The 26,981-nt window shown below is 33.5% G+C and carries 25 protein-coding genes; 9 read left to right on the top strand and 16 right to left on the bottom strand.

Features of this window, described 5'->3' with window-relative positions:
• Window positions 1–159: 159 nt before the first annotated feature.
• Window positions 160–3,009 (bottom strand): aminomethyl-transferring glycine dehydrogenase, encoded by a 2,850-nt coding sequence (gene gcvP / locus IRZ99_RS11005; RefSeq protein ID WP_194657306.1) that lies wholly within the window; start codon window positions 3,007–3,009, stop codon window positions 160–162.
• Window positions 3,010–3,227: 218 nt separating this feature from the next.
• On the opposite strand from gcvP, the gene IRZ99_RS11000 reads away from it, so the two are divergent.
• Window positions 3,228–4,034 (top strand): hypothetical protein, encoded by an 807-nt coding sequence (locus tag IRZ99_RS11000; protein WP_194657305.1) that lies wholly within the window; start codon window positions 3,228–3,230, stop codon window positions 4,032–4,034.
• Between the two features lie 37 nt (window positions 4,035–4,071).
• Complete coding sequence (locus tag IRZ99_RS10995; protein WP_194657304.1) at window positions 4,072–4,497, top strand: hypothetical protein; 426 nt, start codon at window positions 4,072–4,074, stop codon at window positions 4,495–4,497.
• A gap of 10 nt (window positions 4,498–4,507) precedes the next feature.
• Here the strand turns inward: IRZ99_RS10995 and IRZ99_RS10990 are convergent, their stop codons facing one another.
• From IRZ99_RS10990 to IRZ99_RS10965, 6 genes are all read right to left on the bottom strand, one after another.
• Window positions 4,508–4,966 carry an SRPBCC family protein gene (locus IRZ99_RS10990; protein ID WP_194657303.1) on the bottom strand — a complete coding sequence of 153 codons (459 nt, stop codon included), beginning with the start codon at window positions 4,964–4,966 and terminating at the stop codon, window positions 4,508–4,510.
• A gap of 177 nt (window positions 4,967–5,143) precedes the next feature.
• Window positions 5,144–6,052 (bottom strand): TIGR01777 family oxidoreductase, encoded by a 909-nt coding sequence (locus tag IRZ99_RS10985; RefSeq protein WP_194657302.1) that lies wholly within the window; start codon window positions 6,050–6,052, stop codon window positions 5,144–5,146.
• Between the two features lies 1 nt (window position 6,053).
• Window positions 6,054–6,878, bottom strand: a complete 825-nt coding sequence (locus IRZ99_RS10980; protein WP_194657301.1) for a hypothetical protein — start codon at window positions 6,876–6,878, stop codon at window positions 6,054–6,056.
• 32 nt (window positions 6,879–6,910) lie between these two features.
• Window positions 6,911–7,651, bottom strand: coding sequence for a YqjF family protein (locus IRZ99_RS10975; RefSeq protein WP_194657300.1), 741 nt, complete (start codon window positions 7,649–7,651; stop codon window positions 6,911–6,913).
• Window positions 7,648–7,986: a hypothetical protein gene (locus tag IRZ99_RS10970; protein WP_194657299.1), complete on the bottom strand. Its 339-nt coding sequence runs from the start codon at window positions 7,984–7,986 to the stop codon at window positions 7,648–7,650. Before IRZ99_RS10970 ends, IRZ99_RS10975 begins: the two co-directional genes overlap by 4 nt.
• 55 nt (window positions 7,987–8,041) lie before the next feature.
• Window positions 8,042–8,545 carry a GbsR/MarR family transcriptional regulator gene (locus IRZ99_RS10965; RefSeq protein WP_072974859.1) on the bottom strand — a complete coding sequence of 168 codons (504 nt, stop codon included), beginning with the start codon at window positions 8,543–8,545 and terminating at the stop codon, window positions 8,042–8,044.
• Between the two features lie 112 nt (window positions 8,546–8,657).
• On the opposite strand from IRZ99_RS10965, the gene IRZ99_RS10960 reads away from it, so the two are divergent.
• Complete coding sequence (locus tag IRZ99_RS10960) at window positions 8,658–8,840, top strand: hypothetical protein (RefSeq protein ID WP_194657298.1); 183 nt, start codon at window positions 8,658–8,660, stop codon at window positions 8,838–8,840.
• 32 nt (window positions 8,841–8,872) lie between these two features.
• Here IRZ99_RS10960 and IRZ99_RS10955 read toward each other — a convergent pair whose 3' ends face one another.
• Together IRZ99_RS10955 and IRZ99_RS10950 are read right to left on the bottom strand one after the other, a co-directional pair.
• Entirely contained in the window at window positions 8,873–9,532 is a 660-nt protein-coding gene (locus tag IRZ99_RS10955) for a vancomycin high temperature exclusion protein (protein ID WP_194657297.1), read from the bottom strand.
• 130 nt (window positions 9,533–9,662) lie between these two features.
• Window positions 9,663–11,690, bottom strand: coding sequence for a M3 family metallopeptidase (locus tag IRZ99_RS10950; RefSeq protein ID WP_194657296.1), 2,028 nt, complete (start codon window positions 11,688–11,690; stop codon window positions 9,663–9,665).
• Between the two features lie 219 nt (window positions 11,691–11,909).
• On the opposite strand from IRZ99_RS10950, the gene IRZ99_RS10945 reads away from it, so the two are divergent.
• On the top strand, window positions 11,910–12,578 hold the full coding sequence (locus tag IRZ99_RS10945) for a hypothetical protein (RefSeq protein ID WP_194657295.1): 669 nt from the start codon (window positions 11,910–11,912) through the stop codon (window positions 12,576–12,578).
• 135 nt (window positions 12,579–12,713) lie between these two features.
• Here IRZ99_RS10945 and purE read toward each other — a convergent pair whose 3' ends face one another.
• From purE to IRZ99_RS10910, 7 genes are all read right to left on the bottom strand, one after another.
• Window positions 12,714–13,199, bottom strand: a complete 486-nt coding sequence (gene purE / locus IRZ99_RS10940) for a 5-(carboxyamino)imidazole ribonucleotide mutase (protein WP_039117314.1) — start codon at window positions 13,197–13,199, stop codon at window positions 12,714–12,716.
• A 67-nt stretch (window positions 13,200–13,266) separates the two neighbouring features.
• Entirely contained in the window at window positions 13,267–13,839 is a 573-nt protein-coding gene (locus tag IRZ99_RS10935) for an HNH endonuclease domain-containing protein (protein ID WP_194657294.1), read from the bottom strand.
• Window positions 13,840–13,842: 3 nt separating this feature from the next.
• Complete coding sequence (locus IRZ99_RS10930; protein WP_194657293.1) at window positions 13,843–15,120, bottom strand: ATP-dependent endonuclease; 1,278 nt, start codon at window positions 15,118–15,120, stop codon at window positions 13,843–13,845.
• A 40-nt stretch (window positions 15,121–15,160) separates the two neighbouring features.
• On the bottom strand, window positions 15,161–16,312 hold the full coding sequence (locus IRZ99_RS10925) for a 5-(carboxyamino)imidazole ribonucleotide synthase (protein ID WP_194657292.1): 1,152 nt from the start codon (window positions 16,310–16,312) through the stop codon (window positions 15,161–15,163).
• A gap of 54 nt (window positions 16,313–16,366) precedes the next feature.
• A complete protein-coding gene (locus IRZ99_RS10920) occupies window positions 16,367–16,918 on the bottom strand; it encodes a hypothetical protein (RefSeq protein WP_194657291.1) in 552 nt (183 codons plus the stop codon).
• 22 nt (window positions 16,919–16,940) lie between these two features.
• Window positions 16,941–18,944: a TonB-dependent receptor gene (locus IRZ99_RS10915; protein ID WP_370527661.1), complete on the bottom strand. Its 2,004-nt coding sequence runs from the start codon at window positions 18,942–18,944 to the stop codon at window positions 16,941–16,943.
• A 306-nt stretch (window positions 18,945–19,250) separates the two neighbouring features.
• Entirely contained in the window at window positions 19,251–20,525 is a 1,275-nt protein-coding gene (locus tag IRZ99_RS10910; protein ID WP_194657289.1) for a sorbosone dehydrogenase family protein, read from the bottom strand.
• Window positions 20,526–20,710: 185 nt separating this feature from the next.
• Between IRZ99_RS10910 and hpt the strand changes: the two genes are divergently transcribed.
• The 5 genes from hpt to IRZ99_RS10890 all read left to right on the top strand — a co-directional run bounded on the left by hpt (window position 20,711) and on the right by IRZ99_RS10890 (window position 26,903).
• Window positions 20,711–21,241, top strand: a complete 531-nt coding sequence (hpt, locus tag IRZ99_RS21200; protein WP_228519072.1) for a hypoxanthine phosphoribosyltransferase — start codon at window positions 20,711–20,713, stop codon at window positions 21,239–21,241.
• A gap of 75 nt (window positions 21,242–21,316) precedes the next feature.
• Window positions 21,317–21,889: an adenylate kinase gene (locus tag IRZ99_RS21195; protein ID WP_026982979.1), complete on the top strand. Its 573-nt coding sequence runs from the start codon at window positions 21,317–21,319 to the stop codon at window positions 21,887–21,889.
• Between the two features lie 199 nt (window positions 21,890–22,088).
• Window positions 22,089–23,363: a hemolysin family protein gene (locus IRZ99_RS10900; RefSeq protein WP_194657288.1), complete on the top strand. Its 1,275-nt coding sequence runs from the start codon at window positions 22,089–22,091 to the stop codon at window positions 23,361–23,363.
• 219 nt (window positions 23,364–23,582) lie between these two features.
• On the top strand, window positions 23,583–24,584 hold the full coding sequence (obgE, locus tag IRZ99_RS10895) for a GTPase ObgE (protein ID WP_194657287.1): 1,002 nt from the start codon (window positions 23,583–23,585) through the stop codon (window positions 24,582–24,584).
• Window positions 24,585–24,758: 174 nt separating this feature from the next.
• A complete protein-coding gene (locus IRZ99_RS10890; protein WP_194657286.1) occupies window positions 24,759–26,903 on the top strand; it encodes a S46 family peptidase in 2,145 nt (714 codons plus the stop codon).
• The last annotated feature ends 78 nt before the right edge of the window (window positions 26,904–26,981 follow it).

Raw genomic sequence — 26,981 nt, 5'->3', positions numbered from 1 at the left:
AGATTATAAAAGTTTCTTTTGTTTCAGGTTTCAGGTTTCAAGTTTCACGTTACGCTCGAACCTGAAACTTGAGACCTGAAACAAAATAAACCAAAAAACAAAACCCGACAAGTCTTAAGACCTGTCGGGTTTTTGATATAATATAAAAAAACTTATTTCTTAGTTTTCCATGTAAGCTTCGATAGGTGCACAGCTACAAACTAAATTTCTGTCACCATATGCGTCATCTACACGACGAACTGATGGCCAGAATTTATTTTCAGCAATGTACTCTAATGGGTAAGCTGCTTTTTCTCTAGTGTAAGGGAAAGTCCAGTTATCAGTAGTTAACATTGCCAATGTATGAGGTGCATTTTTCAATACGTTGTTTTTATCATCGGCTGTTGCTGCTTCAATTTCTTTTCTGATTGAAATAAGTGCATCACAAAAACGATCTAATTCTGCTAAATCTTCAGATTCTGTAGGTTCAATCATTAAAGTTCCTGCTACCGGGAAAGAAACTGTTGGAGCATGGAAACCGTAATCCATTAAACGTTTTGCGATATCACCAACTTCGATTCCGTTTTCTTTGAATGAACGACAATCTAAAATCATTTCGTGAGCAGCTCTTCCACATTCTCCTGTATAAAGAATAGGGTAGTGTCCTTCGAAACGCGCTTTCATATAGTTAGCATTCAAAATAGCATGCTCGGTAGCACTTTTTAATCCTTCAGCACCCATCATTGTGATGTAACCGTAAGAGATTAAACAAACTAAAGCAGATCCGTAAGGTGCAGATGAAATAGCAGTAATCGCTTGCTCACCACCAACTTTTAAGATTGGGTTTGTTGGTAAAAATGGAACCAGTTTTTCGTTCACACAAATTGGTCCAACTCCAGGCCCACCACCACCGTGAGGAATAGCGAATGTTTTGTGTAAGTTTAAGTGACAAACGTCAGCACCAATTGTAGCTGGGTTGGTTAAACCTACCTGAGCATTCATATTAGCACCGTCCATATATACTAATCCGCCGTTGTCGTGGATTAATTTCGTGATTTCAATAATTGAAGATTCGAAAACTCCGTGAGTAGAAGGGTACGTTACCATTAAACAAGATAAATCATCTTTATGTTCGATAGCTTTTTCTCTTAAATCTTCTACATCAATGTTTCCTTCAGGAGTAGTTTTAGTAACGATGATTTTCATTCCGGCCATAGCTGCAGAAGCAGGATTGGTTCCGTGAGCTGATGAAGGAATTAAACATACATTACGGTGACTATCGCCTCTTGATAAATGGTAAGCACGAATAGCCATTAAACCAGCATATTCTCCCTGAGCTCCTGAATTTGGCTGTAATGTTGTTCCGGCAAAACCAGTAATTACATTTAATTGCTCCTCTAACTTTTTAAGCATCGTGATATAACCCTCAGCTTGTTCTACTGGTGCAAAAGGGTGAATGCTGTTCCAGTTTGGCATTGATAAAGGCAACATTTCTGAAGCTGCGTTTAATTTCATCGTACAAGAACCTAATGAAATCATTGAATGGTTCAATGATAAATCTTTACGTTCTAATTTTTTGATGTAACGCATTAACTGACTTTCTGAATGATGATTGTTGAATACATCATGCGTTAAGAAAGAAGATGTTCTTTCTAATGAAGCAGGTAATTGACTTGCAGCAGTTAATTCAGAAACGGTAAAAGTTTCTTTTCCTAAAGCTTCAGCAAAAATTGCTATAATTTGATTGATATCAGCAATTGAAGTTGTTTCGTTGAATGAGATAGAAATAGTGTCGGCATCAACATAGAAGAAGTTTACTTCATTTTTCTCCGCTACAGCTTTTACTTTTTGAGCATCTGCTTTTACTAAAATAGTATCAAAGTAAGCTGTGTTGGTTTGGTAAACACCCAATTTATTTAAAGCTTCAGCAGTAGTAACCGCTGATGCATGAACTTTACCAGCAATATATTGCAATCCTTTTGGTCCGTGGTAAACTGCATACATTCCGGCCATAACCGCAAGTAAAACCTGAGCTGTACAAATGTTTGAAGTTGCTTTTTCACGTTTAATGTGCTGTTCACGAGTTCCTAAAGCCATACGTAAAGCACGATTTCCGTTTACATCAATAGAAACTCCGATAATACGACCTGGCATAGATCTTTTGTATTCTTCCTTAGTTGCAAAAAAAGCAGCGTGAGGACCACCATAACCCATCGGTACACCAAAACGCTGAGTAGTTCCAACCACTACAGCTGCACCCATTTCTCCCGGAGAAGTTAAAGTAGCTAATGATAAAATATCAGCAGCAAAGGCAACTTTGATTTCATTTTCTTTTGCTTTAGCAACAAAAGCAGTATAATCGTTTACCTGACCATATTTTCCTGGATATTGTACAATGGCTCCGAAGAACTCATTTGAAAAATCAAAGGTTTCGTGATTACCAACAACTAATTCAATTCCAACTGGAGTTGAACGTGTTTGTAATATTGATAAAGTTTGTGGTAAAATTTCTTCAGAAACGAAGAATTTGTTTGTATTGTTTTTCTTTTGGTCACGTGTACGAACGTCAAATAATAAAGCCATTGCTTCAGCAGCAGCTGTACCTTCGTCAAGTAAAGATGCATTTGCGATTTCCATTCCTGAAAGTTCAATAACAGTAGTTTGGAAATTTAAAATAGCTTCAAGACGACCTTGAGCAATTTCTGCCTGATAAGGTGTATAAGCTGTATACCATCCTGGATTTTCGAAGATGTTTCTTTGAATTGGAGCCGGAACGATAGTTGGGTGATAACCCAGACCAATATATGATTTAAATACTTTATTTTTCTTTCCTAATTCCTGAATATGATTTGCGAATTCGTACTCCGTCATTGCCGGATCTAAATTCAAAGGCGCTTTTAAACGAATATCGTCCGGAAGGGTTTCATAAACAAGTTGTTCAATCGATTCCACTCCAATAGTTTTTAACATGTGTGGAAGATCTGTTTCTCTTGGGCCAATGTGTCTTAAAGCAAAAGCATCTGTTCTCATTTGTAGCTATCTAGTTTTTTAAAGTGAATGTAATTAGCAAAGTAAATTCCCAATTAAGCAAGATTTACAATGGTTTATTACACTTTATAGTAAATGTGTTGTTTTTTTGTCGCGCAAAATTAAGTATTATTAATAATTTAATGGGTATTTTTAACTTCAATTTTTATGAAATTTATAACCAAAGAGTTGATTTGTTACCAATTGATTAGATTTGAGATATGAAATTTTTAAAACAGATATTAGATTTTTACATCAATAGCAGCATTCATGTGGCTTTATCGTGTTATGCTTTAGTCAGAGTTACATTTCATGTGTTTCATATTCAGTATGATGAAGCGATGGCCTTGTTTGCTTTTTTTGGAACAATTGTAGGATATAATTTTGTTAAATACGATGCATTGGTCCGTGTTAAGAAAAAACCTATAGGAATTCAGTTAAAAATTATCGCCATTTTAAGTTTCATTTCACTCGTTTTAGTGGGCTATTATTTTTTCCATTTAAAGCGAATTGCACAAATTGTTTCTGTTGGAATATTTTTAATAACGGCTCTTTATACCTTGCCGTTTTTCCCAAATCGAAAAAATGCCAGAAACTGGGCAGGCGTAAAAATTTATATAGTAGCACTTTGCTGGGTAGGAGCAACGCTGGTTTTGCCTTTGATAAATGCCGAAATTCCTTTTACGGCGAACTTTTTTATCAAATGTATTCAGCGATTTGTCTTGGTTTTTGTGCTGATCCTGGTTTTTGAAATTTTGGATCTGGCTAATGATGATCCGCATTTACAGACGGTTCCCCAAACTATTGGCGTGAAGAAAACTAAGATTTTGGGCTTTTCGCTTTTGGTACCTTTTTGGGTTGTGGGAATATTGTCATTTGATTTTCATGATCTTATCATCAATCTGATAATGGTTGTCATGTTGATGCTGTTTATTCTGTTTGCAAACCCAAACCGCTCTAAATATTATACTTCTTTCTGGGTAGAAAGTGTTCCGATTTTTTGGTGGCTGATGATTGAATTTCTTTAAGTTTTTTAATTCTATATTTGAAAACAAATAGCACTATATGCAAAAAGATGTTTCTTTTTTTGGAATGAAGTTTACACAACTGCAATTTATTTTATTTTTCTTCGGATGGATGTTTTTCCTGGCTTTTATCTGGCCATTTATTGTCGGCTCTTATCTTGGAATGTCGGTTTTGATATGTGGCCTTTCTATTCTTTTTGTTGGTTTGCTTAACCGGTTATTTGGGTTGTTACTTCTTGTGTTTTATTTTGTAAATAAATCACTTATAAGATACTATCAAAATTTCATGATGGTACTTATGTCAATTTTGGTTACCTGGATATACAGTTTTTTTGTGCCAATGAATTTTTATACTTACATGGCGCATCTTTTGGTTAACACTTTTACTGTTTTTTTGATCCATGATTTTTTCTTCAAAAAAGGTGGTATCGAAGATGAGATTATCAGTTTAGATGATGATAATTAAGATTGAAGGTCTATAATGGAGATTTTTCAGAAACTTCTTTTAAGATTTTATTCCTTTCCAAAAGAAAATTAGTTAGATGTTTTTCCAGAAATAGAATGTCAAATAATTCTCCGAAAATTCCAAATGGCGCTTCGTATTGCAATTTATCTTTCATGATTGTGAAGCCATTTTTTTCTTCAAAAAAATGTTCGTGTTTGAAAGATTTAAATTTTCCAAGTTCCATTTCATCTACAAAATAATCGTAAAAATTCATTTTTGTAATTCGGCTTTTATGTGTGAGATAAAATCCGAAATGTTTTCCACGCCATGTTACCGTTTCATTTAAATTGATTAATCCGGATGTTACTCCTGCAATTGCTTTTTCATTTGATTTACTCGCAGATTGTTGATGAATGTCAATATTTCTTGAAGCATCAAAAACGGTTTGTTTTGGTGCTTTTATTTTTGTTGTGAGGTTTATTGTTGTCATTAATTTGTATCTTGTTTTGCACAATCTTGTCATTTCGACGAAGGAGAAATCTTCGCAAGTAACTCCGTTTCAATAAGCCAATCTTTGTCGAGCTTCTCGCGAAGATTTCTCCTTCGTCGAAATGACAATATCATGAGGATTGAACTTTGTCAAAGTTTTAAACTTTGACAAAGTTGTTTAGCGTAATAAATTTTTAAAAGCGTAATCAATATTTCCATACTTAAATTGAAACCCATTTTCTAAAAGTCGTTTAGGTATCACATTTCTACTTTTTAAAACTAATTCAGTTTCTGTACGAATAAAGAAAGATCCAATTTTTAGAAAAAATTTACTTATCGGAATTCCGAAAGGAAAGCCAACTGCTTTTCGGAGTTTCTGCATAAAATTAGCATTACGAACGGGTTCGGGAGAAACAACATTCACAATTCCGGTCATTTCTTTTTCAATAATAAAATCAATTGCATTTGCAAAATCTTGTTCGTGGATCCAGCTTATAAATTGATTTCCTTTTCCCTGTTTTCCGCCAAAACCAATTTTTGCTAAAGTCTTTAACGGAATAAAAGCACCTCCGTTTTTTCCTAAAACAATTGAAGTTCGCAAAGCGGTTTTTAAAGTATTGGGTGTTTCGGTTTTAAAGAATGCTTTTTCCCATGAAAGCGCGACGTTGATAGAAAAATCATTTCCGATTTCTCCGTCAATTTCATCCATTTGTTTGTCCAAAGAAAAACGATAAATAGTTGAAGTTGATGAATTCAGCCAATGTTTCGGCGGATTGTGACATTTTAAAACGGCCTTGTTTAAAATCTTGGTGCTTTCAATTCGAGACAATAGAATCTCTTTTTTGTTTTCTTTGGTATAACGGCAATCCACAGATTTTCCGGCAAGATTGATTAAAACGGTCGCGTTCTCTAATTCTTTTTCCCAGCCAGAAAAAGTTCTGGCATTCCAGTTTACATATTTTATTCCGTCAATTGTTTGAGATTTTCCTCGGGTTATAATTACAATTTCTTCAAATTTATTTTTAAAATGATGGACTAAAACCTGTCCTAAAAATCCTGTTCCCGCTGCTATGATGAGTTTTTTCATTTTATAAATTTAAGATAAATACTAAAGCAATAATTCTGTAAAGAACCCAGGTAAAACATACATAAAAAGGAAATTGTAGCACTTTCACTCTTCTAAAATGTTCCGCAAACATGATGAAAACTGTTATTCCAAACCAGCCTAAAATTAAAAACTGCGGAAGATTAACAAATTGATTTAGAATTAAAATAGGAACTAAAATCAAAGATCCCATTAAAGAAATCGTCATTAAATTTCCGGCATAATTGAGTATTGTTTTTTTATCCATTTTCAAAAGAAATAAACTTTGAAAAACAATTTGTCCAAAGGCTAAAATGAATTCTCTTAAAATACTTGTTTTCGGTAAACTCGGAATCAAATTAGAAAAGCCAAATAAGACCCAAGTGGTTATCGTTAAAGCAAATCCGATAAAAATAAATCGATACTTATAATTAAAATCGGGAGTACATTGAAGTTTGTTTTCTTTTTTACTATTTCCGCCAGGAATAATCACTTTTCGATTGTAAGAAACAAAAGAATACATTTTTGTCAGAATGAAATGAATAGGCTTAATTGTCGCGATTTTTTCAATTAATGGAAATGAAAAACCGATGACTTTTATTAAACTGTCAATTCCGTAAGTAACGGTTTTAGTTTTATTATCAACCAAAGCAATTTCGTTTGGCGCCCGTTTTAAATCGACAAAACTTTGTTCTTCTTGAGATAATTGGCAATATGATTTTCTTCCATTTTCATCTAACATACCGCTTTTTACAAAGCCAGTGGTGTACAAACTGCAAAGCGGACAATCTTCATCGTAAAGTAAAGTTTGGTTTTCGAGCGTTTTCATAATTCCTGATTTTATAGATTAATAATAAAATTCTAATGGTAAGCTTCTTCAAGAGCAAAGACAGTTTCGAGTTTTCGTTTGTTTTTAACTTTAATATCAGATCCTTTTGCAAGGAAAACAGAAGTTGGATTTGTGTTTTGTAAAAACTCGAAATCGTTGCCATACGTTTTTCTGAAATCGATAGCAACATTATAATTTAAAACCTCAAATTGTTCCCATCTTGGATGTTGAACTTCATATTCAAAAGTAGTTTCGGGATTAATTTTGGTATAACCGAAATAATGTTCTGTAATAAATTCAGCCTCAGAATCAACTTTAATTTCTGTTGGAATTTTTTCAGTTTCTAATTGAATGGTATTCCAGTTTTCGTTCTTTTTCCATTGATAAATAAAAGTTTTACTGTTTTCGTTTTCAATGATTTCATGTCTCATTTTTTGAGTTTCATAATTTTCCTGATACAAAGTATTTGCAATAAAAGTGATTGCTTTTTTAGGAACAATTTCTTTGATGAAAACAACACCACGTTTCCATTCGCCATTTTCAAAACGTTTTACATAAAATCTTAAATTGACTTCTTCAAAATCAACATGAAACGGAACTTTCAATCCTAATACTTTGGTATTTTTAAACATAAAACCTACCAAACTCACGTAACATTTGTTATTCCATAAATCTATTTCGGTACCACTTGGAAGATATTTTTCTAAGATTTTAGCATCAACTTCATAGTTGAAAAGTGCTAAGTTTTTCCATTCTGCTTTTAAGAAGTTCATTGATACGCTTTTTTATAAGTTATGATAGAAAAATAGATGGCCAGAATTATCGGTATTATAAATAACAGAAAGTAAATAAATTCAAAATGCATTATAAAAGCATTAACAGGCCACAACAGGAAAAAGAAAATAACTCCGTTTACATAAGCCTGAAGATTTTTGTCATCAGGTTCATCGATTAGCATTTTTATTCCAAAAATTAATTGAAATAAACCTGTAAGTATTGTGAATAAAAGACCAAAACATGCTAGTTCAGAACTAGTAAACAGCCCTATTGTAAATAGTATGATGGGTGCAGTAACAAAAAAGTAGTTGAGATAGTTTATAGCTTTCATAGTTATTGTTTGTTTTAAACTTTCAGAAAAAAATGAAAGTTTTAATTAAATTTTTTTATTTCATGATTTTTAGAACCAAACGCCCTAACCAGTTTTCATTGAATTCCGTCATTTTATCTAACATGTTGTCTGCTTTTAAAACGAAGTCATACAATTTAGAAGTCTGATCCACAAAGTGTTTTTCTTCAGCCGAATTGCTGGCGTCAATTGTAGAAACTTCTTTTAAGATTTTAAGAGCAGGTTTGATTTCTCTTTTGCTTCTTTCTCTTGCGATTTTTACCGCTAATTCGTCTAAATCTTTTTCGGCAGTAAAAAACTCTCTTCTTTCGCCTGCTTTGTATTCTTTATAGACAATTCCCCAATCCATTAAAGCTCTTAGATTCATGCTGGCATTTCCACGCGAAATTTGCAATTCGTCCATAATGTCTTCCATTGAAACGGCCTCGTTCGAGACCATTAATAAAGCATGGATTTGCGCCATGGTTTTATTAATTCCCCATTGAGAACCTAATGCTCCCCAGGTTTGTACGAACTTATTTTTTGCTTCTTTGAATTCCATGAAACAAATGTATATAAAAGTTTTTAAACTTTCAAAAATAAATGAAAGTTTGTTTAAAAAGAATTTATTTAGATGTATTTTCTTATATTTGCATATGCATTAAAATATAAAAATGGAAAATTATTTTGAATTTAAAGGATACAAGGGAAGCGTAGAATTTTCAGAAGAAGATAAAGTCTTTTTTGGAAAAATTCAGGGAATTAATGATATAGTCACTTTTGAGGGAGCTTCGATAAGTGAACTTAAAGAAGCTTTTCAAGAATCTGTATTAGATTATTTGGAAGTTTTAAACTAAAAAGTCCGAAGTAATTTTACTTCGGACTTTTTTTATCGTTTATCCTCTTTAGAATAATTAGAAGACCCATTTATATCAATAGGATTTCCTAAAAAATAGGGTTCGCGATTTCTCAAAACATCCCAGAAAGATTTAAAAATCGAACCATATTCTCTAAAACAAACATATTTATATCCTGAATATTCTCCTTTATTAGCCGAATATCCAACTGATTTAATTCCGAGTTTTTGTCCAATGTAAATCGCTCGGTTCAAATGATATTCCTGCGAAATTAAAGTTGCTTTTTTGATATTGAAAATATGTTTTGCACGATACATAGTAGAATAGGTATCGAAACCGGCGTAATCAATAAATATTTTAGTGGTATCAACTCCATGAGTGTAACAGTACTTTTTCATTACAGTTAATTCATCATATTCTTCACGGCCATTATCTCCTGAAAGTAAAATTTTATTGATTCGTTTTGCCTTCCATAATAAAATACCGGCATCAAGTCTGTCTTTTAAATACTTACTCGGTTGGTCTCCTCTGATTCCAGCTCCAAAAATAATTCCAACATCGTTTTTAGGAAATCTTTTAAGAGAATGATGAATGTTCTTTTTGGTCGAAGACTTTACGTAGTAATTTACAGAAACCACAGCAATTAATCCAATAATTGCAAGGTAAAGGGCGATTTTAAAATATTTTTTCAATTTATTTTTTGTAAGATTAAGTTTAAAAAGACGAAGATAATTAATTTTATTTTCAGACAAAATCAAATTAAAAATCCGAAGTATTTCTACTCCGGATATAATCTAAAATCTGATATCTAAAATTTGAAATTTACAATAGTCCCGCACGTTTCAACAAAGCTTCCGGTTTTGGTTCCTGACCTCTGAAACGTTTGTACAAAATCATTGGATGTTCTGTTCCTCCTTTTGAAAGGACATTGTCTTTGAATTTTGTTGCAACTTCTTTATTGAAAATTCCTTTTTCCTGAAAATATTCAAAAGCATCTGCATCCAGAACTTCAGCCCATTTGTAGCTGTAATATCCGGAAGAATATCCGCCTTGAAAAATATGAGAAAAAGCCGTACTCATTGCATTTTCTTTTACATCAGGATACAATTGTGTATTCGCAAATTGTTCGGTTTCGAAAGCTTTTAAATCCGTAATGTTTGTCGGATCTTGTCCGTGCCAAGCCATATCTAAAAGTCCAAAACTCAATTGACGCAAAGTCGCTAATCCTTCCTGAAAACTCGCACTTTCTTTGATTTTTTGTACATATTCAATCGGAATAATTTCTCCGGTTTCGTAGTGATTGGCAAACAAAGCCAAAGCTTCCGGTTCGTAACACCAGTTTTCCATAATCTGACTTGGCAATTCTACGAAATCCCAAAAAACAGAAGTTCCGGATAAACTCGGGTACGTTGTGTTGGCTAACATTCCGTGTAAGCCGTGTCCAAATTCGTGGAATAATGTCGTCACTTCATTAAAAGTTAACAACGAAGGTTTCGTTTCTGTTGGTTTTGTAAAGTTGCAGACGTTCGAAATATGTGGTCTTTCGTTTACGCCGTCTTTTATGGATTGTGATTTGAATGAAGTCATCCAGGCACCGTTTCTTTTTCCTTTTCTTGGGAAGAAATCGGCATAGAAAATTGAAACTAAATTACCATCAGCATCTGTTACTTCATAAGTGGTAACTTCTTCATGATATTTGTCGATGTCAAAAACTTCAGTAAAGGTTAATCCGTATAATTTTTGGGCAACCGTAAAGGCTCCGTCTAAAACTTTTTCTAATTGAAAATAAGGTTTTAGTTTTTCATCGTCTAAATTAAAAAGCTGTTGTTTTAATTTTTCAGAATAATAAGCGCCGTCCCATTTTTCCAGTTGTTCGATTCCGTCTAATGCTGTAGCGAAAGCGGTTAATTCTGCAAATTCTTTTTGAGCTGCAGGTTTTGCTTTTGCCAATAGATCATTTAGGAAAGAGAAAACTTTCTCCGGACTTTCGGCCATTCTTTCTTCCAAAACAAAGTGAGCGTGCGTTTTATAACCTAATAAATTGGCTCTTTCAAAACGCAGTTTAGCAATCTTCAGGACATTTTCCTGATTGTCGAATTCGTTATTCTGAAAAGCTTTTGCACCAAAAGCAATTGCCATTTTTTTACGCAATTCACGATTATCCGCATAAGTCAAAAACGGAACATAACTAGGATGATCTAAAGTGAAAATCCAGCCTTCTTTTTCTCTTTCTTTTGCTAATAATCTGGCAGCTTCGATTGTGCCTTCCGGTAAACCTGCTAAATCTTTTTCATCGGTTAAATGCAATTCGAAAGCATTTGTTTCAGCCAAAACATTTTCGCCAAATTGTAAACTCAGCTTCGATAATTCTTTGTCGATTTCACGCAATTGACCTTTTTTGTCTTCCGGTAAATTCGCCCCATTTCTGGAAAAACTTTTATATTTTTTATCTAATAAAGTTGTTTGTTCCGGACTTAGATTTAATGTTTCTTTTTGTTCGTAAACCGCTTTTATTTTAGCAAATAAAGCAGCGTTCAAAGTAATGTCATTTCCGAATTCAGATAATAAAGGCGAAACTTCCTGAGCGATTTTTTGCATTTCGTCATTCGTTTCAGCCGAATTCAGATTAAAGAAAATGCTGGAGAGACGATCTAAAATATCTCCGGAAAAATCCATGGCAACAACCGTGTTTTCAAATGTTGGTGGTTCGGGATTGTTTACGATGGCATCAATTTCGGCTTTAGCTAAAGCAATTCCTTCCTGAAAAGCAGGAACGTAATCTTCGATTTTAATTTGCGAAAAAGGCGCTGTATTATGTTTGGTATTGAATTTTGAAAGTAAAACACTCATTATGATATACTATTTTTTATTAATTGAAGTCAAATTTTTTTGAATTTCAAAGATAACAATTTATAAAAATCTAATAGGCTATTTGAAATTGATTGCAGGCATAAAATCCTCTTAAATTGTGTTATAGATATGTTATTTATTGCTGTAGCAGATATTAAAAGCGTAAATTGAAAAAATACGATTAGAATTATAACACTAATCATAATTAAATAAAATACTATGAATTATCAAATTATAATAAAGAATATTGACACGGTTAATGAAGTTGAAGGATATTGGACAGATGAAGATTTGGTTGTGTTATTACAAAAATTCAATTATCCCGATGGAGCTACAGCAGAGAAAAGCAGTTTGCCGGAATTATTAGAAATGGCCATTTCGGATTACGAGCCGAACGAAGCAGCACAGATTGTTTTAGAATATAAATTGGGAGATGAATTAAGTGCAGGACAAATTGAGCAGATATCAAACAATATGCTGATAGATAAAGTATGTGAGGAATATCCGGAAATACACATGCAAGGCAGATTATTTCATGTCAATCAATTGCTTTTTAAGGCTTACAATGGGAAATTTCCAAATGCAAAAGCGTCTGTTGTTCATTTCTCAATGACACCAATTAATGGCGAACTACAAAAACTGACAGCCGAAAATATATTGAAGTTATTGAATAACGGTCTGTCTGATAGAAATCTGATTAAAAGATTGTTTGAAAATCAAATGTCTCAAAATATTCCGTTTCCTGAAGCAGAAAGTATTGTTTGGGAATTGACAACAGAAGATGGTGTAAATTATAATCTGGTTACTTCAGAGAATTGGATAAATAAGGATGATGTAACAGCGTCTGAATTTGAATCTGTTTTGGAGGAAGTTGAAGATGAAGTATAATTTATAAATTTTTTGTTTCACAGAGACTCGCTAAAAAAGCACAGAGATTCACAAAGTTTTTTCTTTAATAATAAAATTAAAAAAATCTTCGTGAATCTCTGCGTTTTATCTTTGTGTATCTCTGTGGAATAAATCTTATTTTTTCAAACCTTCAGCCGCTTTATTAACCGCTGCTTTCAATTCTTCTTTATAAGCGATAATAGTATCCAGTACTTTTTTATCATGACTTCCAATAATCTGTGCAGCTAAAATCCCGGCATTTTTTGCTCCATTCAAAGCAACAGTTGCAACAGGAACGCCGCCCGGCATTTGTAAAATTGATAAAACCGAATCCCAGCCATCGATTGAATTACTTGATTTTACTGGAACTCCAATTACAGGAAGCGGCGACATAGAAGCTACCATTCCTGGTAAATGCGCAGCGCCACCGGCTCCGGCAATAATTACCGAAATACCGCGAGTGTGTGCATTTTTACTAAAATCGAATAATTTTTCCGGTGTTCTGTGTGCCGAAACGATATCTACTTCAACTTCAATATTAAATTGTTTTAATATGTCGATGGCATCCTGCATGACTGGCATGTCTGAGATACTTCCCATTATGATGGCTACTTTGCTCATTTTTTTGTTTTATTTGTTTCAAGTTTCAGGTTTTTGCTGTGACTGAAAACTGATTTTATAATTATTCTTACTCTGGAATCATGTTCCAAATGTCAATTTCAAATTCTTCTTGAATTGCCCTCAAATATTTCAAGGATTCTATTTCGTTTTCTATTTTCTCAGCAAAATAATCAAAAGGAGATACTTCCTTTTCAGCGATTCTTTCTTTTCGTCTTTCAATAAATCGCTTTCTGTTTTTTACAAAAATTTCATCATTTAAATTTAAAAGATCAATTAAGTTTTTTGCTTCAATATCTTCAGGATTATGTAAAAAATAACCATCAGAATAAATTAACCTTGTTTCAAAGTTCTTATCAACTGGATTGAGTATAGGCTCAATCCAAGAGGTTCTTTTAAGATTATTTGGTTTGTGTTTAACCATAAACCAATTTTGATAGGAATCTGTTTCTGAATATTTTAAGTTAGGATTAAAATGCTCAATATCAACAGCGTCATTGAGTCCTATGTATTCTTCTGTATAAGCACAGAAGTTTTTTTGTTCTTTTAAAAGAATAGAAGCTAACTTTTTATTATTGCCATTTTTGTAAATTATTCTTTTGCTGATGATTTCAGAAGAAGGATTTTTAAAAATTCTTTTCATAAATTAGAAATTATATTCTTCTCCTAGTTTTTCTAGCTGCTCTGAAATCTCTTCTTTCTTTTTAGGATCATTTTCAAAGTGTATTTTTTGCTTTAAGTCTAAGTATTCTTGATGTTTTTGTTGTCCGTATTTGTTAATGTAATTAATTCCGAAATCATTGTAAAGCATATCATTTGGATCATCTCCAATAGGAGAACTTCCTCTACGAACGGCAACTTTTCCTTCTTTATCGAAATATAAAATAAAGCGCTCGTCTGGTTCAAATGACGCAGCAACAAAAGGGGAATGAGTAGCAATAATATATTGCGCTTCTGATGCAAGTTTTTTGTAATTATCTATCAAATCCATTTGCATATCTGGATATAAAGAACGCTCCGGTTCATCAAGTAGGATAATTGAATCCTTGGTGTGTAATTTAAATAGAGGTAAAAAAGACAACAATAATCCTTTAGTTCCAGTGCTTGTGTTTTGAATCGGAATTGTTTCTTCAGTTCTTTTATTTAATATAGGAATTGTAAATTCAGTATTCACTAAATCTATTTCTAAATTTAATTTTTCTATGATAGGATTGAATTTTTCAGCAAAAGATTTTAATTTATTAGGATTATCTTTTTGCCAATTTTCAAATTCTAAACTTAATTTTTTTGGATTAGCAAGAAGTCCTTTATGAATTAATTCAGACATTTTTTGATTGAATTTTTTTCTATATTCTAGAATTTCTTGTAATAGAAGAATCCACATTTCAGGTTTAACATTATCATCGAACAATGTTGTATATTCATGTGGTTCTAGTAAGTTTTCAAGTTTAATTGATGTAAGCTGATTATATTTTTCAAAAATATCAATAGGATTTTCTGTAAAAATATCAATGTTTTTATCTGATATTAAATTTGATTTGAAATAGATTGTAGCTTTTCTATCTTCATATGGGACAATTGGATAAATGCTGCCACTAGCATTTGCTATTGTATATAATTTATTTTTAAAAGTTACAGTATCTTGTTTGTGAATATAGAAATCGCTATTTATTTTAAATTGAATTTCACCATTTAAGATTTCATGACCCATTAAATATTTATCCTGAATAACTTGTGAATTTAATGCTTGTTTACTACAATCAAAAATTAAATCTAATAAACTAGTTTTTCCAGTAGCACTTTGTCCAATAAAACATATTTTATCTAAGATTTCACCTTTACGTTCGCCACTTTGATAAGTAAAATCAAAATCTAGATTTTCTAAATGTCTAAATTGATCGATATGTAATTTTGAAATTTTCATTTATTGAGTTTTTACAAATCTAATTAAAATCTTTGTAAGATTACTGACAACTGATCACTCTAATAGTATTCTTAACTTCTTCTGCAATTCTTCTGGCTTCAGCCATGTCTTCGTTTACAATCGTAACGTGACCCATTTTTCTGAAAGGTCTGGTTTGTTTTTTACCGTAAATGTGAGGCGTAACACCGTTCCATCCTAAAATGGTTTCGATGTTTTCGTATACTACATCTCCGGAAAAACCTTCAGCACCCACTAAATTTACCATAACACCGGCAACTTTACTGTCTGTGTTTCCTAACGGAAGATCCAGAATCGCACGTATATGATTTTCAAATTGCGAAGTATAACTTGCTTCAATAGAATAATGTCCTGAATTGTGTGGGCGAGGAGCGACTTCATTTACTAAGATTTCATCATCGTTAGTTTGAAACATTTCCACTGCTAAAAGTCCAACGTGATTGAATTTCTCAGAAACATTCAAAGCAATTGCTCTGGCTTTTTCGGCTACTTTTTCGTCGATTCTTGCCGGGCAAATTACGTATTCTACCTGATTGGCTTCTGGATGGAATTCCATTTCAACAACCGGATAGGTTTTTATTTCTCCTGATGGATTTCTGCAAACAATAACGGCCAATTCATTTTTGAACGGAATCATTGTTTCTGCAATACATTCCACATTTGGTAAACTGTCTAAATCAGCAACCTGACGGATTACTTTTACGCCATTTCCGTCGTATCCAAATTCGGTGCATTTCCACACGAAAGGCAATTTTAAATCATTGATTTTAGATTTTAGATTGTCTAAATTTTCAAATCTTTCAAAAGGTGCAGTTGGGATATTATTTTCTGCGTAAAATTGTTTTTGGATTCCCTTATTCTGAATTCCTTTTAAGGTTTTTGGAGAAGGATACACTTTTAGGCCTTCATTTTCTAATTGCGTTAAAGCTTCAAGATTAACCAATTCAATTTCGAAAGTCAAAACATCAACCTGTTTTCCAAAATTGTAAACCGTTTCATAATCCATTAAATCGCCCTGAAAGAATTTGTTGCAGGCAATTTTGCTCGGAGCTTCGTCACTCGGATCTAAAACATAAGTTTGTATGTCAAATTTTCGCGTGTCAAACAAAAGCATTTTGCCTAATTGTCCACCGCCTAATATTCCTAATTTAAAATCAGAAGAAAAATAATTCATTGTTGTGTGTTTGTGATGCGCAAAGATACTTTATAATGATTGAATAGGAAAATGCTATTTTATTTTCTTCAAAACTTCGCGTGCCACCGCTTTATATGCAGCAGAATGATCGCCATAATCTTTATCCAGAATAATTTTTAGTTCTGGATGAATCCAATCATAATAATTCCCTAACACATATAATGTTCTTATCGAATAAGCTTTTGTGGCCACCTTTACATCATTGATCAGCCAATCGAAAGAAGCTTCAATGCAATCCTGAAGATTTCCTTCAGAAAGAATTATACAGTTTTCATCTTTTTTATAATGTGATTTCACTAAAAGCTGCGTCACTTTTGCAATTGGACGAATGGCACTTTCATCTTTCAAATTCTTCAAATTAGAGAAGAAAAAATCAAGATGAGGCTGAAGCCAAATCAATTCTTCGTAAGATACAAATTCTAAAATCCAACAGGCTTTGTGGTTGTTTTTGTCTGATGGAGAAAAACAAATAGAAACTAATTCATCAAATAAAGCAGGATTTTCTAAAATTTCCTGCGCTACTTTCAGACGATTTTCTCTGTAAGCACTAACGTATTCGAGTTTCTTTTGAAGGTCAGATGACATTTTTATTGATTTAATTCTGCGACTAAAATAGGTAATTTAATGAGATATTTCCGTAGTAATTTAGTGGAAGACCCGGATAATAATATCTTGGAGAAGAAGTCCCGACCGGAAGCGCATTTGGCAGAATTAAAGATGCATATTTTTCATTCGTCACATTATTGATTCCGAAAGCTAAATTGCTGTTTAAATTATGTAGAATTTCAAAACTATAACCGGTTTTCAAATTGAAAATAGTATAGGAATCGGAGAAAGCCGAATTAGCATCGTTCATTGGAATTTCATCTACAAATTGGTAATCGGCATTCAAATAAATTCCAAAACGGGTATTTAAAATCAATCCCGCATTGACTTTATTGGCAGGAACTCCGGTTAATTTATTGCCGGAATAATCATTTCCGCTGTCAACGAATTCTTTAAATTCATATTTTCCGATAGAAGTTCCAACATAAGAATTCAGATTAAAAAATCGATTCATTTGCCAATTGTGTTTCAACGTAATTTCAATTCCTTCATGCAATGTTTTGCCGGCATTTACGCCTTCATACTGATCATCGCCGATTCTTTTGGCGACTAATAAATCTTTAATTTCCATTCGGTAAACCGCAATTTCAGTGTAAAGATTTTTGTTGAAGAAGTAGAATTTTCCACCCAATTCAAAATTATAACCGTTTTCAGGTTTGATGTCCGGATTGATAGTTCCGTTGCTGGTCAGCGTTTCTTCGGTTGCTGGCAATGAAAATCCGCGGCTTGCAGAAAAATATAGTGTTTGTTGCTGATTTGGTTTGAATAATAAAGAAAGTTGAGGCGAAAAAATGCCGTCATAACTGTATTTTTCTGTTGAAGTTTTTTGCGGAAGAAAGTTCGTTAGCTCAAAATGCGTTTCATTATAATTCAGACCAAATTGAAGTTCGAGTTTTTCCGAAAGCAACGATCTGATCTGCGAAAATATATTGTAAAAATGTCTTTTCTGATCGCTTTCCGTCAATTGCTTTCCTTGCAAACTTCCTTGTCCGTTATTTTGTTTGTATAAATTTTCGAATGTATTTCCGTTGTAGTTATCAGTAAAATATTCCATTCCGAAAATGAATTGATTCTTCAAATTTCCAATTTCGAAATTCCCTGAAAATTGCGTTCTTGCTCCGGTTGCAAACGTATATTGACGTAAAATATCAAAAGGTCGCGGTTCGTTGCTGTCTTTATAATTGATAAAAACAGAAGTTGAATTATTCAGATTATCAGTAATCTTAAAATCATAAGCCAAACCTGCCAAAGTCGATTTGTATTCCTTAAATCCTTTTGAAGCCACCCAGGTCGGAGCACCCAATTGCGGATTTGAATCGTAAACTTCTTTACTGATCGAACTCGGAATAAAAGCTTTTAAATATGTATAATTGGTAAAGTAAGTCAGTTTGCTGTTTTGTCTTCTGAATAATTCTCCGGCAAGCGTAATTCCTTCTCGTTTATAAGAACTGTTTTCGCGCCAGCCATCTGATTTTAGATTGTGATAACTCAAATTCAGGCTGGAACTTTTCTCATTTAAGCTATAATTCAAAGTGTTTTTCAATAATCCAAAAGAACCAAAAGTGGAATTTATTCCCGCAGTTTGCCCTTTATTTTTTGAAAGTTGTGGAGAAATCAAAATCGCACCGCCCAAACCAGCACCATAAATACTCGAAAGCGGGCCTTTGATAATTTCAATCTGGTTGAGGTTCTCCAAATCAATATCATCAATAACCGTTTCACTATTTCCGGAAGTCAGCGGAATACTGCCATAAAAAGCTCTTATTTTATTCGTTCCGTAAGGCGTTCGCGCGCCAATTCCACGAATCGAAATTCGGGTTGTCGTAAAATTTGACGATTGCATAAAAACACCCGGAATTGTATTCACGACAGTCGTGATATCTGTGGCATTATTTTGCGTCAGTTCTTTTTTGGATAAAATTCCAATCGAAGCCGGAGCATTCTGCAAACTATCATTAATATGAAAGGAACTGATAATAACTTCTTCCAGTTTTTCTGTTTTCACAGAATCAATAGATTTGCTTTTTCCTTCTTGGGCAAAAGTGTTTTGGAAAACAATTGTGAGAAGAAGGAGAAAACAATATTTTTTTAAAAGCATAAAAGAATTGGTTGAAACATGAAAAAAAATTAACCGCAAAGAACGCTAAGATTTATAACCTAACTTTAGTTTTGTAAAAATGCAAAGTTCGCAAAGCTATTTCAATACAAAGCTTTGCGAACTTTGCATTTTTATAAAAATTACAGAAAATACCTTAGCGTTCTTTGCGGTAAAATTATTTGTCAAGAATATTTAATTCAATAAAATTGAAATTTATTTATTAGCCGTAACTTTCCAAATCGTATTTCCACTATCATCATTTACTAAAAGCGATCCATCATTCATAACCGTAACCGCAACCGGACGTCCATAAACTTCAGCTTTGTCATTATCAGAAATAAAACCAGTCAAAAAATCCTCTGGTTTTCCTGAAGGTTTTCCGTCTTTAAAAGGAACAAATAAAACTTTATAACCTGAGATTTTAGAACGATTCCAGGAACCATGTTGGCCAACAAAAGCTCCATTTTTATATTTTGCCGGAAATTTATCTTTTGTGTAAAACGCCAACCCCAACGAAGCTGTGTGAGCACCAACCGGAACATCAGGAACAATTGCTTTTTCTACTAAATCTTTTCTTTCGCCTTTCATTCTTGGGTCAGGAATATTTCCGAAATAAGAATACGGCCATCCATAAAAACCATCTCTTTTTACGCTCGTAATATAATCCGGAACTAAATCGTCTCCCAATTCGTCACGCTCGTTAACGGCGGTCCAAAGTTCTTTGTTTACCGGATTCCAATCCATTCCAACCGGATTTCGAAGTCCCGAAGCATAGATTTTTTCGCCAGTTCCGTCAGGATTAATTTCTAGGATATCGGCGCGACGAACTTCTTTATCGATTCCATGTTCAGCCACATTACTTCCGGAACCTACAGAAACATAAATTTTTGATCCGTCGGTATTGGAAATTATATTTCTTGTCCAGTGATTGTTGTATCCTCCGGCAGGAAGTTCGAGGATTTTTACACCTTTTGTTTCTAATTTTAACGGATTATTTTTATAGGGATATTTGTATAGTCCGTCGGTGTTGGCGATATAGAAAAAGTCTTTTAGAACCAGCATTCCAAAAGGTCTGTTCAGATCTTTTATAAAAACTTCACGGGTTTCAAATTTTCCGTCTTTGTCTTTGTCGCGAAGTACTATAATCTGGTTTTTGCTCGTTCTTGTTCCGCTTTCTACAACAAAAATGTCATTATTTGGTGCGATATAGGTCCAACGCGGGTTTTCAAAACCATCAGCAAATTTTGTTACCGTGAAACCTTCCGGCGCTGTTGGTGTTTTTCCTTCCGGCCAGCCTATTACTTTACTATTTTTTGATGTAGATTCCGTTGCAAAAGGCGGAGGCAAAGTCAGGTCTCCAATGGCAGTTTTTACAACAGTTGACGGTTGTTTTGCCAAGGCTTCTTTTTCTTCTTTTTTTACTTGTCCCTGACAGGCCGTCATTACGGTTAATAACGACATGGATAATAATTGTATCGTAGTTTTCATTATGTTTTTGAGTTAAAATTTTAATAGACAACAATTTAATAAAATTAAAAATGACCTTAACAAAAGATTTGTAAATATTAAGTGATATTTAACATTCTTAAAAAAGTCATCGTATCCATATAATTTGATACGAACAATTTGGTTGTAATTCTGTATCTTTGCGCATTATTTTAAAATCAAAAATAATGATACAACTTCACGATAAACAATTTGTTCCGTTTATTTCGGCTAAGGAAATTGATTTTGCTTTAACCAAAATAGTTGCACAAGTAGAAGATGATTTTGGAGACGATACTCCAATTTTTATTGGCGTTTTGAATGGTGCATTTATGGTTGTAAGCGATTTTCTGAAAAAATACAAAAGACCATGCGAGGTTTCATTCATCAAAATGGCATCTTACGAAGGAACTGAATCGACTAATGTTGTCAAAGAATTAATCGGAATCAATCAGGATCTTTCAGGTAGAACCGTAGTGATAATTGAAGATATTATTGACACCGGAAATACAATCGAAGAACTAAAACATTTGTTTAAACAACAAAACGTAAAGCATTTTAAAATTGCAACTTTGTTTTTTAAACCCGAAGCGTATAAAAAAGACATTAAAATTGATTACATCGGAATCAGGATTCCAGATAAATTCATCGTGGGTTATGGTTTGGACTACGATGGTTTAGGAAGAAATTTGACCGAAGTCTATAAATTGGCTGAATAAATTAAACAAAACACAACTATAATATTCATTTTAAACTTCTTACATGAAAATAAGAAGTCAAGTAACACTCACATTATGATTAACATCGTTTTATTTGGAAAGCCAGGAGCGGGAAAAGGAACTCAGGCAGAATTTTTAAAAGAGAAATACAAATTAACACATCTTTCAACAGGAGATATTTTTCGTTTTAATTTAAAAAATGATACAGATTTAGGTAAAAGAGCAAGAGTTTTTATGGACAATGGAGAATTGGTTCCTTGCGAAGTTACAACTGCAATGTTAATTGATGAAGTGAATAAACATTTAGATTCAAACGGATTTTTGTTCGACGGTTACCCAAGAACTTTAGATCAGGCTGAAGCTTTAGATAAATTTTTACCAACAATCGGATCAAGTGTGACGGCAACTATTGCATTAGAAGCTGACGATGAAATTTTGGTAGCGCGTTTACTTGAAAGAGGAAAAACAAGTGGAAGAGTTGATGATCAGGACGAAGAAAAAATTCGTGTAAGATATCAGGAATACAACGAAAAAACAGCTCCATTAATTGGATATTATAAAGCACAAAATAAGTTTCATGCCGTAAACGGTATCGGAACTATCGAAGAAATTACAGAGCGATTAACGTCAGTTATAGATAATTTGTAGAAGCTATTCCAGCTGTACGTTTCAAGTCCTCGCTAAAAAAACTATTTTTCTAACCCTAAAACGAGCTTCCTCCGGTCGCTGTTTTCTGGCAAGAAAAATTAGTTTTTTTAGCTCCGGGCTTTACTCTTCCATCTGGGCTAAAAGGCATCATGATTACAATTATATTTAACGACCAAATAAATAACGAACAAGCCACAAATTGGAAATACTAATAATATTTTTTCTAATACTATTAAACGGAGTTTTCTCGATGTCAGAAATCGCATTGATTTCGGCTAGAAAAAACAGATTGGAAACTGCTGCAAAAAAAGGGAATAAAAGCGCGAAAATTGCATTGGATTTAGCCAATTCTCCAAACAAGTTTTTATCTACAGTACAAATCGGGATTACCTTAATCGGAATTTTGACCGGTATTTACAGTGGAGATAAAATCACAATGGATGTTGAAGCTTTTGTAGCCGGTTTTGCCGTTTTAAAACCTTATGCGCATTCAGTGGCAGTGGGAATTGTGGTTGTCGTTTTAACCTTTTTCTCTTTGGTTTTAGGCGAATTATTGCCAAAAAGAATTGGATTAAATTATCCGGAAGCCATTGCAAAAGCGGTAGCATTGCCAATGAAAATAGTATCTATTATTACGGCTCCATTTATTTGGTTATTAACTTCTTCAACTGATTTTTTATTGAATGTTTTACAAATAAAACCTTCAGCAGACGGTAAAGTAACCGAAGAAGAAATTAAAGCCATTATAAAAGAAGGAACCGAAGGCGGAGAAGTTCAGGAAATTGAACAAGATATTGTGGAGCGTGTTTTTCATATTGGCGACCGAAAAGTAAATTCGTTAATGACGCACCGTAAATCGGTAGATATGCTGCCATTAAATGCCGATAAAGACAAAATCAAAACATTGGTTTTAGAAGATCTGCATACAGTTTATCCAATTTATAATGACAATTACGATGATATTGTCGGAATTGTAACGCTTAAAAATATATTCGCCAATATAGAAAGCGATCATTTCGATTTGTCGGCAATTATGACAGATCCTCCTTATTTAATGGAACAGACAACGGCTTACAAAGCATTGGAAAATTTCAAAAGAACAGGAGTACATTATGCTTTGGTTTCGGATGAATATGGCGTTTTTCAGGGAATTATTACGTTGAATGATATTCTGGAAGCTTTAGTTGGAGATGCATCTGATTTTTATAAAGATGAATTCCAATTGATCGAAAGAGAAGATGGTTCATGGCTGGTTGACGGACATTATTCATTGCACGATTTTCTAACTTATTTTGAGTTAGACGAATTGACAAACGATTACGAAGTAAATACCGTAAGCGGAATGATTATGACCGAGCTTTCACATATTCCAAAAGAAGGCGAAAAATTATATTGGCAAAAATTTGTGCTTGAAGTGCTGGACATGGATGGTGTAAAGATTGATAAAGTATTAGTAAAAGCTCTAAAAGAGTAGAGGAAAATTTGTTTCAGGTTTAAAGTTTCAAGTTTCAGGTTAGTACAAAACTTGAAACTTGAAACCTGAAACTTGAAACGATCATACATAAATAATAGTTTTCAGTCAATGTATTCACTGAAAACCTTAACTGAGACTGAATACAAAAAATAATAGAAGTTAGAAATTAAGGTTTAGAGAAATCTAAAATCTAAAATCTAAAATCTGAAATTTAAAACAATGACAGAAGGAAATTTTGTAGATTACGTTAAGATATATGTTTCATCCGGAAAGGGAGGAAAAGGATCTACGCATTTACATAGAGAGAAATTTATTGAAAAAGGAGGTCCGGACGGTGGAGATGGCGGTCGTGGTGGACACGTATATTTAGTGGGGAATAAAGGTTTGTGGACATTATTTCACTTAAAATTTGCGCGTCACATTAAAGCTGGTCACGGTGGAGATGGAGGAGGAGACCGTAGTACCGGTGCTGATGGAGATGATAAATTTATCGAAGTACCTTTAGGAACTGTCGTAAAAGATAAGGAAACGGGAGAAACCTTATTCGAAATCACCGAAGACGGCGAAAAAAGAATCCTTTCTAAAGGTGGAAAAGGTGGTTTAGGAAACTGGCACTTTAGAAGTTCAACAAACCAAACGCCACGTTATGCACAACCAGGTTTACCGGGTGTAGAAATGGACGTAATTTTGGAACTTAAAGTTTTGGCTGATGTTGGATTGGTAGGTTTTCCAAATGCTGGAAAATCAACTTTATTGTCTGTACTGACTTCCGCAAAACCAAAAATTGCCGATTATCCGTTTACAACTTTAAAGCCAAACTTAGGAATTGTAGCTTACAGAGATTTTCAATCTTTTGTAATTGCTGATATTCCCGGAATTATTGAAGGTGCTGCTGAAGGAAAAGGGTTAGGACATTATTTCTTGCGTCACATTGAGCGTAATTCAACTTTGTTATTTTTAGTTCCGGTTGATACGCCAGACATTAAAGCAGAATATGATATTTTGGTTAATGAATTGACGAAGTACAATCCAGAGATGCTGGATAAAGAACGTCTTTTGGTAATTTCAAAATGTGATATGCTGGATGATGAATTGAAAGCTGAATTAAAAGTTGAACTTGATGTCGCTTTCAAAGATATTCCATACATGTTTATTTCATCAGTTGCTCAACAAGGTTTGACTGATTTGAAAGACAAGCTTTGGAAAATGCTTAACGAGTAAAAGTCTTAAAATATTTTTTAAAGGCGTTCTGTTTTCAGAGCGCCTTTTTTATTTTCAGTAATGTTAAATTCGTAAAAAAAAGATAAAAACGTACCAGTATATTTTATTTTAAGAGTTCAAGGAATGTAATAATTGCGAAAATGAATTATATTCGCATCACTTAAACAAAATAACATGAAAAAAATAGTTTTATTCTTTACCATGTGCCTTATGGCTTTTCCTGCAAGAGCTGACGAAGGAATGTGGTTTTTGATGTTTATCGAAAGATTGAACCATAGAGATATGGAAAAAATGGGCTTGCAATTAACAGCCGAAGAAATTTACAGTATCAATCATCATAGTTTAAAAGATGCGATTGTACAATTTAATGGAGGCTGTACAGCTGAAATCGTTTCTAAAGACGGATTAGTTTTAACCAATCACCACTGTGGTTACAATGCAATTGCTGAACTTTCTACAGCAGAACAAAATTATTTGAAAGATGGTTTTTGGGCAAAAGAAAGAAGTGCCGAAATGAAACCAAAATCTTTATACGTTCGTTTCTTTGTTCGTATGGATGACGTTTCTAAAAGAATTTTGTCAAAAGTAAACGATACAATGACAGAAACAGAAAGAAACAAAATCATTCAGCAAGAAATTGCTTTGATCGAAAAGGAAAATAACGAAGGTGGAAAATATACCGTTTCTGTTCGCCCTTTCTTTCAAGGGAATGAATATTACTATTTCGTTTACCAGGATTACACAGACGTTCGTTTAGTAGGAACACCACCGGAAAGTGTTGGTAAATTTGGTGGAGACACTGACAACTGGGAATGGCCTCGTCAAACAGGAGATTTCTCTATGTTTAGAGTATATGCTGATAAAGCTGGAAACCCTGCAGCGTATTCAAAAGATAATGTGCCTTTACAGCCAAAACATTATTTGCCTGTAAGTATTAAAGGAGTTAAAGAAAATGATTTTGCGATGATCCTTGGTTATCCGGGAAGAACAAATCGTTGGATGCCAGCTGGTGGAATTGAGCAAAACGTAAAGTTTGCTTATCCTGCTTGGGTTGAAGGTGCAAAAACCGGAATGGACCAAATGAAAAAGTATATGGACAAAGATGCAACAGTTCGTTTGCAATATGCTTCTAAATATGCTTCAACTGCAAATTACTGGAAAAACCGTCAGGGAATGATTGATGCTTTGACTAAAGCCGGAACTGCAGAAACAAAATCGGCTCAGGAAGATAAATTTTACGAGTGGGCTGCTAAACCAGCTAACAAAGAAAAATACGAAAATGTAATTCCGACGATTAATGATTATTATAAAGAAACGAACTTAAAAGCGCGTCATGATAATTATCTATCTCAAGTTTTACGTACTTCAGGTTATGCAACTGCTCCGGCAACTTTAGGTAATGCCTTGATCGCTTACTATAATGAAAACGATGCTAAAAAAGCCGAAATGTTGCCTAAGATCAACTCTATGATTGATAACATTTATGGGGACTTTTATGCACCGCTTGAAAAAGATGTGTTAACTGCACAATTGAATTTATATGCTGCTAAAGCTGCAGAATATGGCTTAGCACCACAAGTTGCTAAAATGAAAACAGCAAACAATGGTGATTTTACTGCTGATGTTGCTAAAGCGACTGAAGTAAGTTATTTCACATCTAAAGATAAAGTATTGGCATTTATGGCTGATCCTAAACCATTAGCAATTGTACACGATCCGTTGTATATTATTTCTAATGATTTATTGACAAAATACCGTGCTAAGACAGATGATCAGTCAAAAGCTGATGACGGTTTTGCAATTGCTTACCGTAAATTGGTTGAAGGTTTAAGAGAATCAAAATTAAATGCTATTCAATATCCTGATGCAAACTCAACGTTAAGATTGACTTATGGAAAAGTTCGTGCTTTGCCAGCTGACCCTCGTAATGATGCTAAAATCAATAACTATACTACTATGGAAAGTATGGTTAAAAAGTATAAAGCAGGAGATCAGGAATTTGATTTACCAGCGCGTTTGTTAGAATTAAACAAAGCAAAAGATTTTGGTCAATATGCTGATAAAGCAGGATATATGCCGGTAAACTTCTTAACGGATAATGATATTACAGGAGGAAATTCAGGTTCTCCGGTATTAAACGGAAAAGGAGAGTTAATTGGAATTGCTTTTGATGGAAACATCGAAGCTATGGCTGGAGATGTTATTTTTGATCCTAAATTGCAAAGAACAATCAACGTAGATATTCGTTATGTACTTTGGATTATTGACAAATATGCAGGAGCTAAAAACATTATTGATGAAATGACGATTATTAAATAATCTAATTTTTATTGAAAAGGAAACCCGATAGATTAAAATCTATCGGGTTTTTTTATGTAGAAAATCTACAAGGCTGTA

This window comes from Flavobacterium sp. LC2016-12, assembly GCF_015351595.1.
Classification (GTDB): Bacteria; Bacteroidota; Bacteroidia; order Flavobacteriales; family Flavobacteriaceae; genus Flavobacterium.
The sequence above is the reverse complement of the archived record's forward strand: the minus strand, read 5'-3'. Positions and strand labels throughout refer to the sequence as shown.

Excerpts from the sequence above, each read along its gene's own strand:
- gcvP (WP_194657306.1), bottom strand. The coding sequence starts at position 3,009 with ATGAGAACAGATGCTTTTGCTTTAAGACACATTGGCCCAAGAGAAACA.
- IRZ99_RS11000 (WP_194657305.1), top strand. The coding sequence starts at position 3,228 with ATGAAATTTTTAAAACAGATATTAGATTTTTACATCAATAGCAGCATT.
- IRZ99_RS10995 (WP_194657304.1), top strand. The coding sequence starts at position 4,072 with ATGCAAAAAGATGTTTCTTTTTTTGGAATGAAGTTTACACAACTGCAA.
- IRZ99_RS10990 (WP_194657303.1), bottom strand. The coding sequence starts at position 4,966 with ATGACAACAATAAACCTCACAACAAAAATAAAAGCACCAAAACAAACC.
- IRZ99_RS10985 (WP_194657302.1), bottom strand. The coding sequence starts at position 6,052 with ATGAAAAAACTCATCATAGCAGCGGGAACAGGATTTTTAGGACAGGTT.
- IRZ99_RS10980 (WP_194657301.1), bottom strand. The coding sequence starts at position 6,878 with ATGAAAACGCTCGAAAACCAAACTTTACTTTACGATGAAGATTGTCCG.
- IRZ99_RS10975 (WP_194657300.1), bottom strand. The coding sequence starts at position 7,651 with ATGAACTTCTTAAAAGCAGAATGGAAAAACTTAGCACTTTTCAACTAT.
- IRZ99_RS10970 (WP_194657299.1), bottom strand. The coding sequence starts at position 7,986 with ATGAAAGCTATAAACTATCTCAACTACTTTTTTGTTACTGCACCCATC.
- IRZ99_RS10965 (WP_072974859.1), bottom strand. The coding sequence starts at position 8,545 with ATGGAATTCAAAGAAGCAAAAAATAAGTTCGTACAAACCTGGGGAGCA.
- IRZ99_RS10960 (WP_194657298.1), top strand. The coding sequence starts at position 8,658 with ATGGAAAATTATTTTGAATTTAAAGGATACAAGGGAAGCGTAGAATTT.
- IRZ99_RS10950 (WP_194657296.1), bottom strand. The coding sequence starts at position 11,690 with ATGAGTGTTTTACTTTCAAAATTCAATACCAAACATAATACAGCGCCT.
- IRZ99_RS10945 (WP_194657295.1), top strand. The coding sequence starts at position 11,910 with ATGAATTATCAAATTATAATAAAGAATATTGACACGGTTAATGAAGTT.
- purE (WP_039117314.1), bottom strand. The coding sequence starts at position 13,199 with ATGAGCAAAGTAGCCATCATAATGGGAAGTATCTCAGACATGCCAGTC.
- IRZ99_RS10935 (WP_194657294.1), bottom strand. The coding sequence starts at position 13,839 with ATGAAAAGAATTTTTAAAAATCCTTCTTCTGAAATCATCAGCAAAAGA.
- IRZ99_RS10930 (WP_194657293.1), bottom strand. The coding sequence starts at position 15,120 with ATGAAAATTTCAAAATTACATATCGATCAATTTAGACATTTAGAAAAT.
- IRZ99_RS10925 (WP_194657292.1), bottom strand. The coding sequence starts at position 16,312 with ATGAATTATTTTTCTTCTGATTTTAAATTAGGAATATTAGGCGGTGGA.
- IRZ99_RS10920 (WP_194657291.1), bottom strand. The coding sequence starts at position 16,918 with ATGTCATCTGACCTTCAAAAGAAACTCGAATACGTTAGTGCTTACAGA.
- IRZ99_RS10910 (WP_194657289.1), bottom strand. The coding sequence starts at position 20,525 with ATGAAAACTACGATACAATTATTATCCATGTCGTTATTAACCGTAATG.
- hpt (WP_228519072.1), top strand. The coding sequence starts at position 20,711 with ATGATACAACTTCACGATAAACAATTTGTTCCGTTTATTTCGGCTAAG.
- IRZ99_RS21195 (WP_026982979.1), top strand. The coding sequence starts at position 21,317 with ATGATTAACATCGTTTTATTTGGAAAGCCAGGAGCGGGAAAAGGAACT.
- obgE (WP_194657287.1), top strand. The coding sequence starts at position 23,583 with ATGACAGAAGGAAATTTTGTAGATTACGTTAAGATATATGTTTCATCC.
- IRZ99_RS10890 (WP_194657286.1), top strand. The coding sequence starts at position 24,759 with ATGAAAAAAATAGTTTTATTCTTTACCATGTGCCTTATGGCTTTTCCT.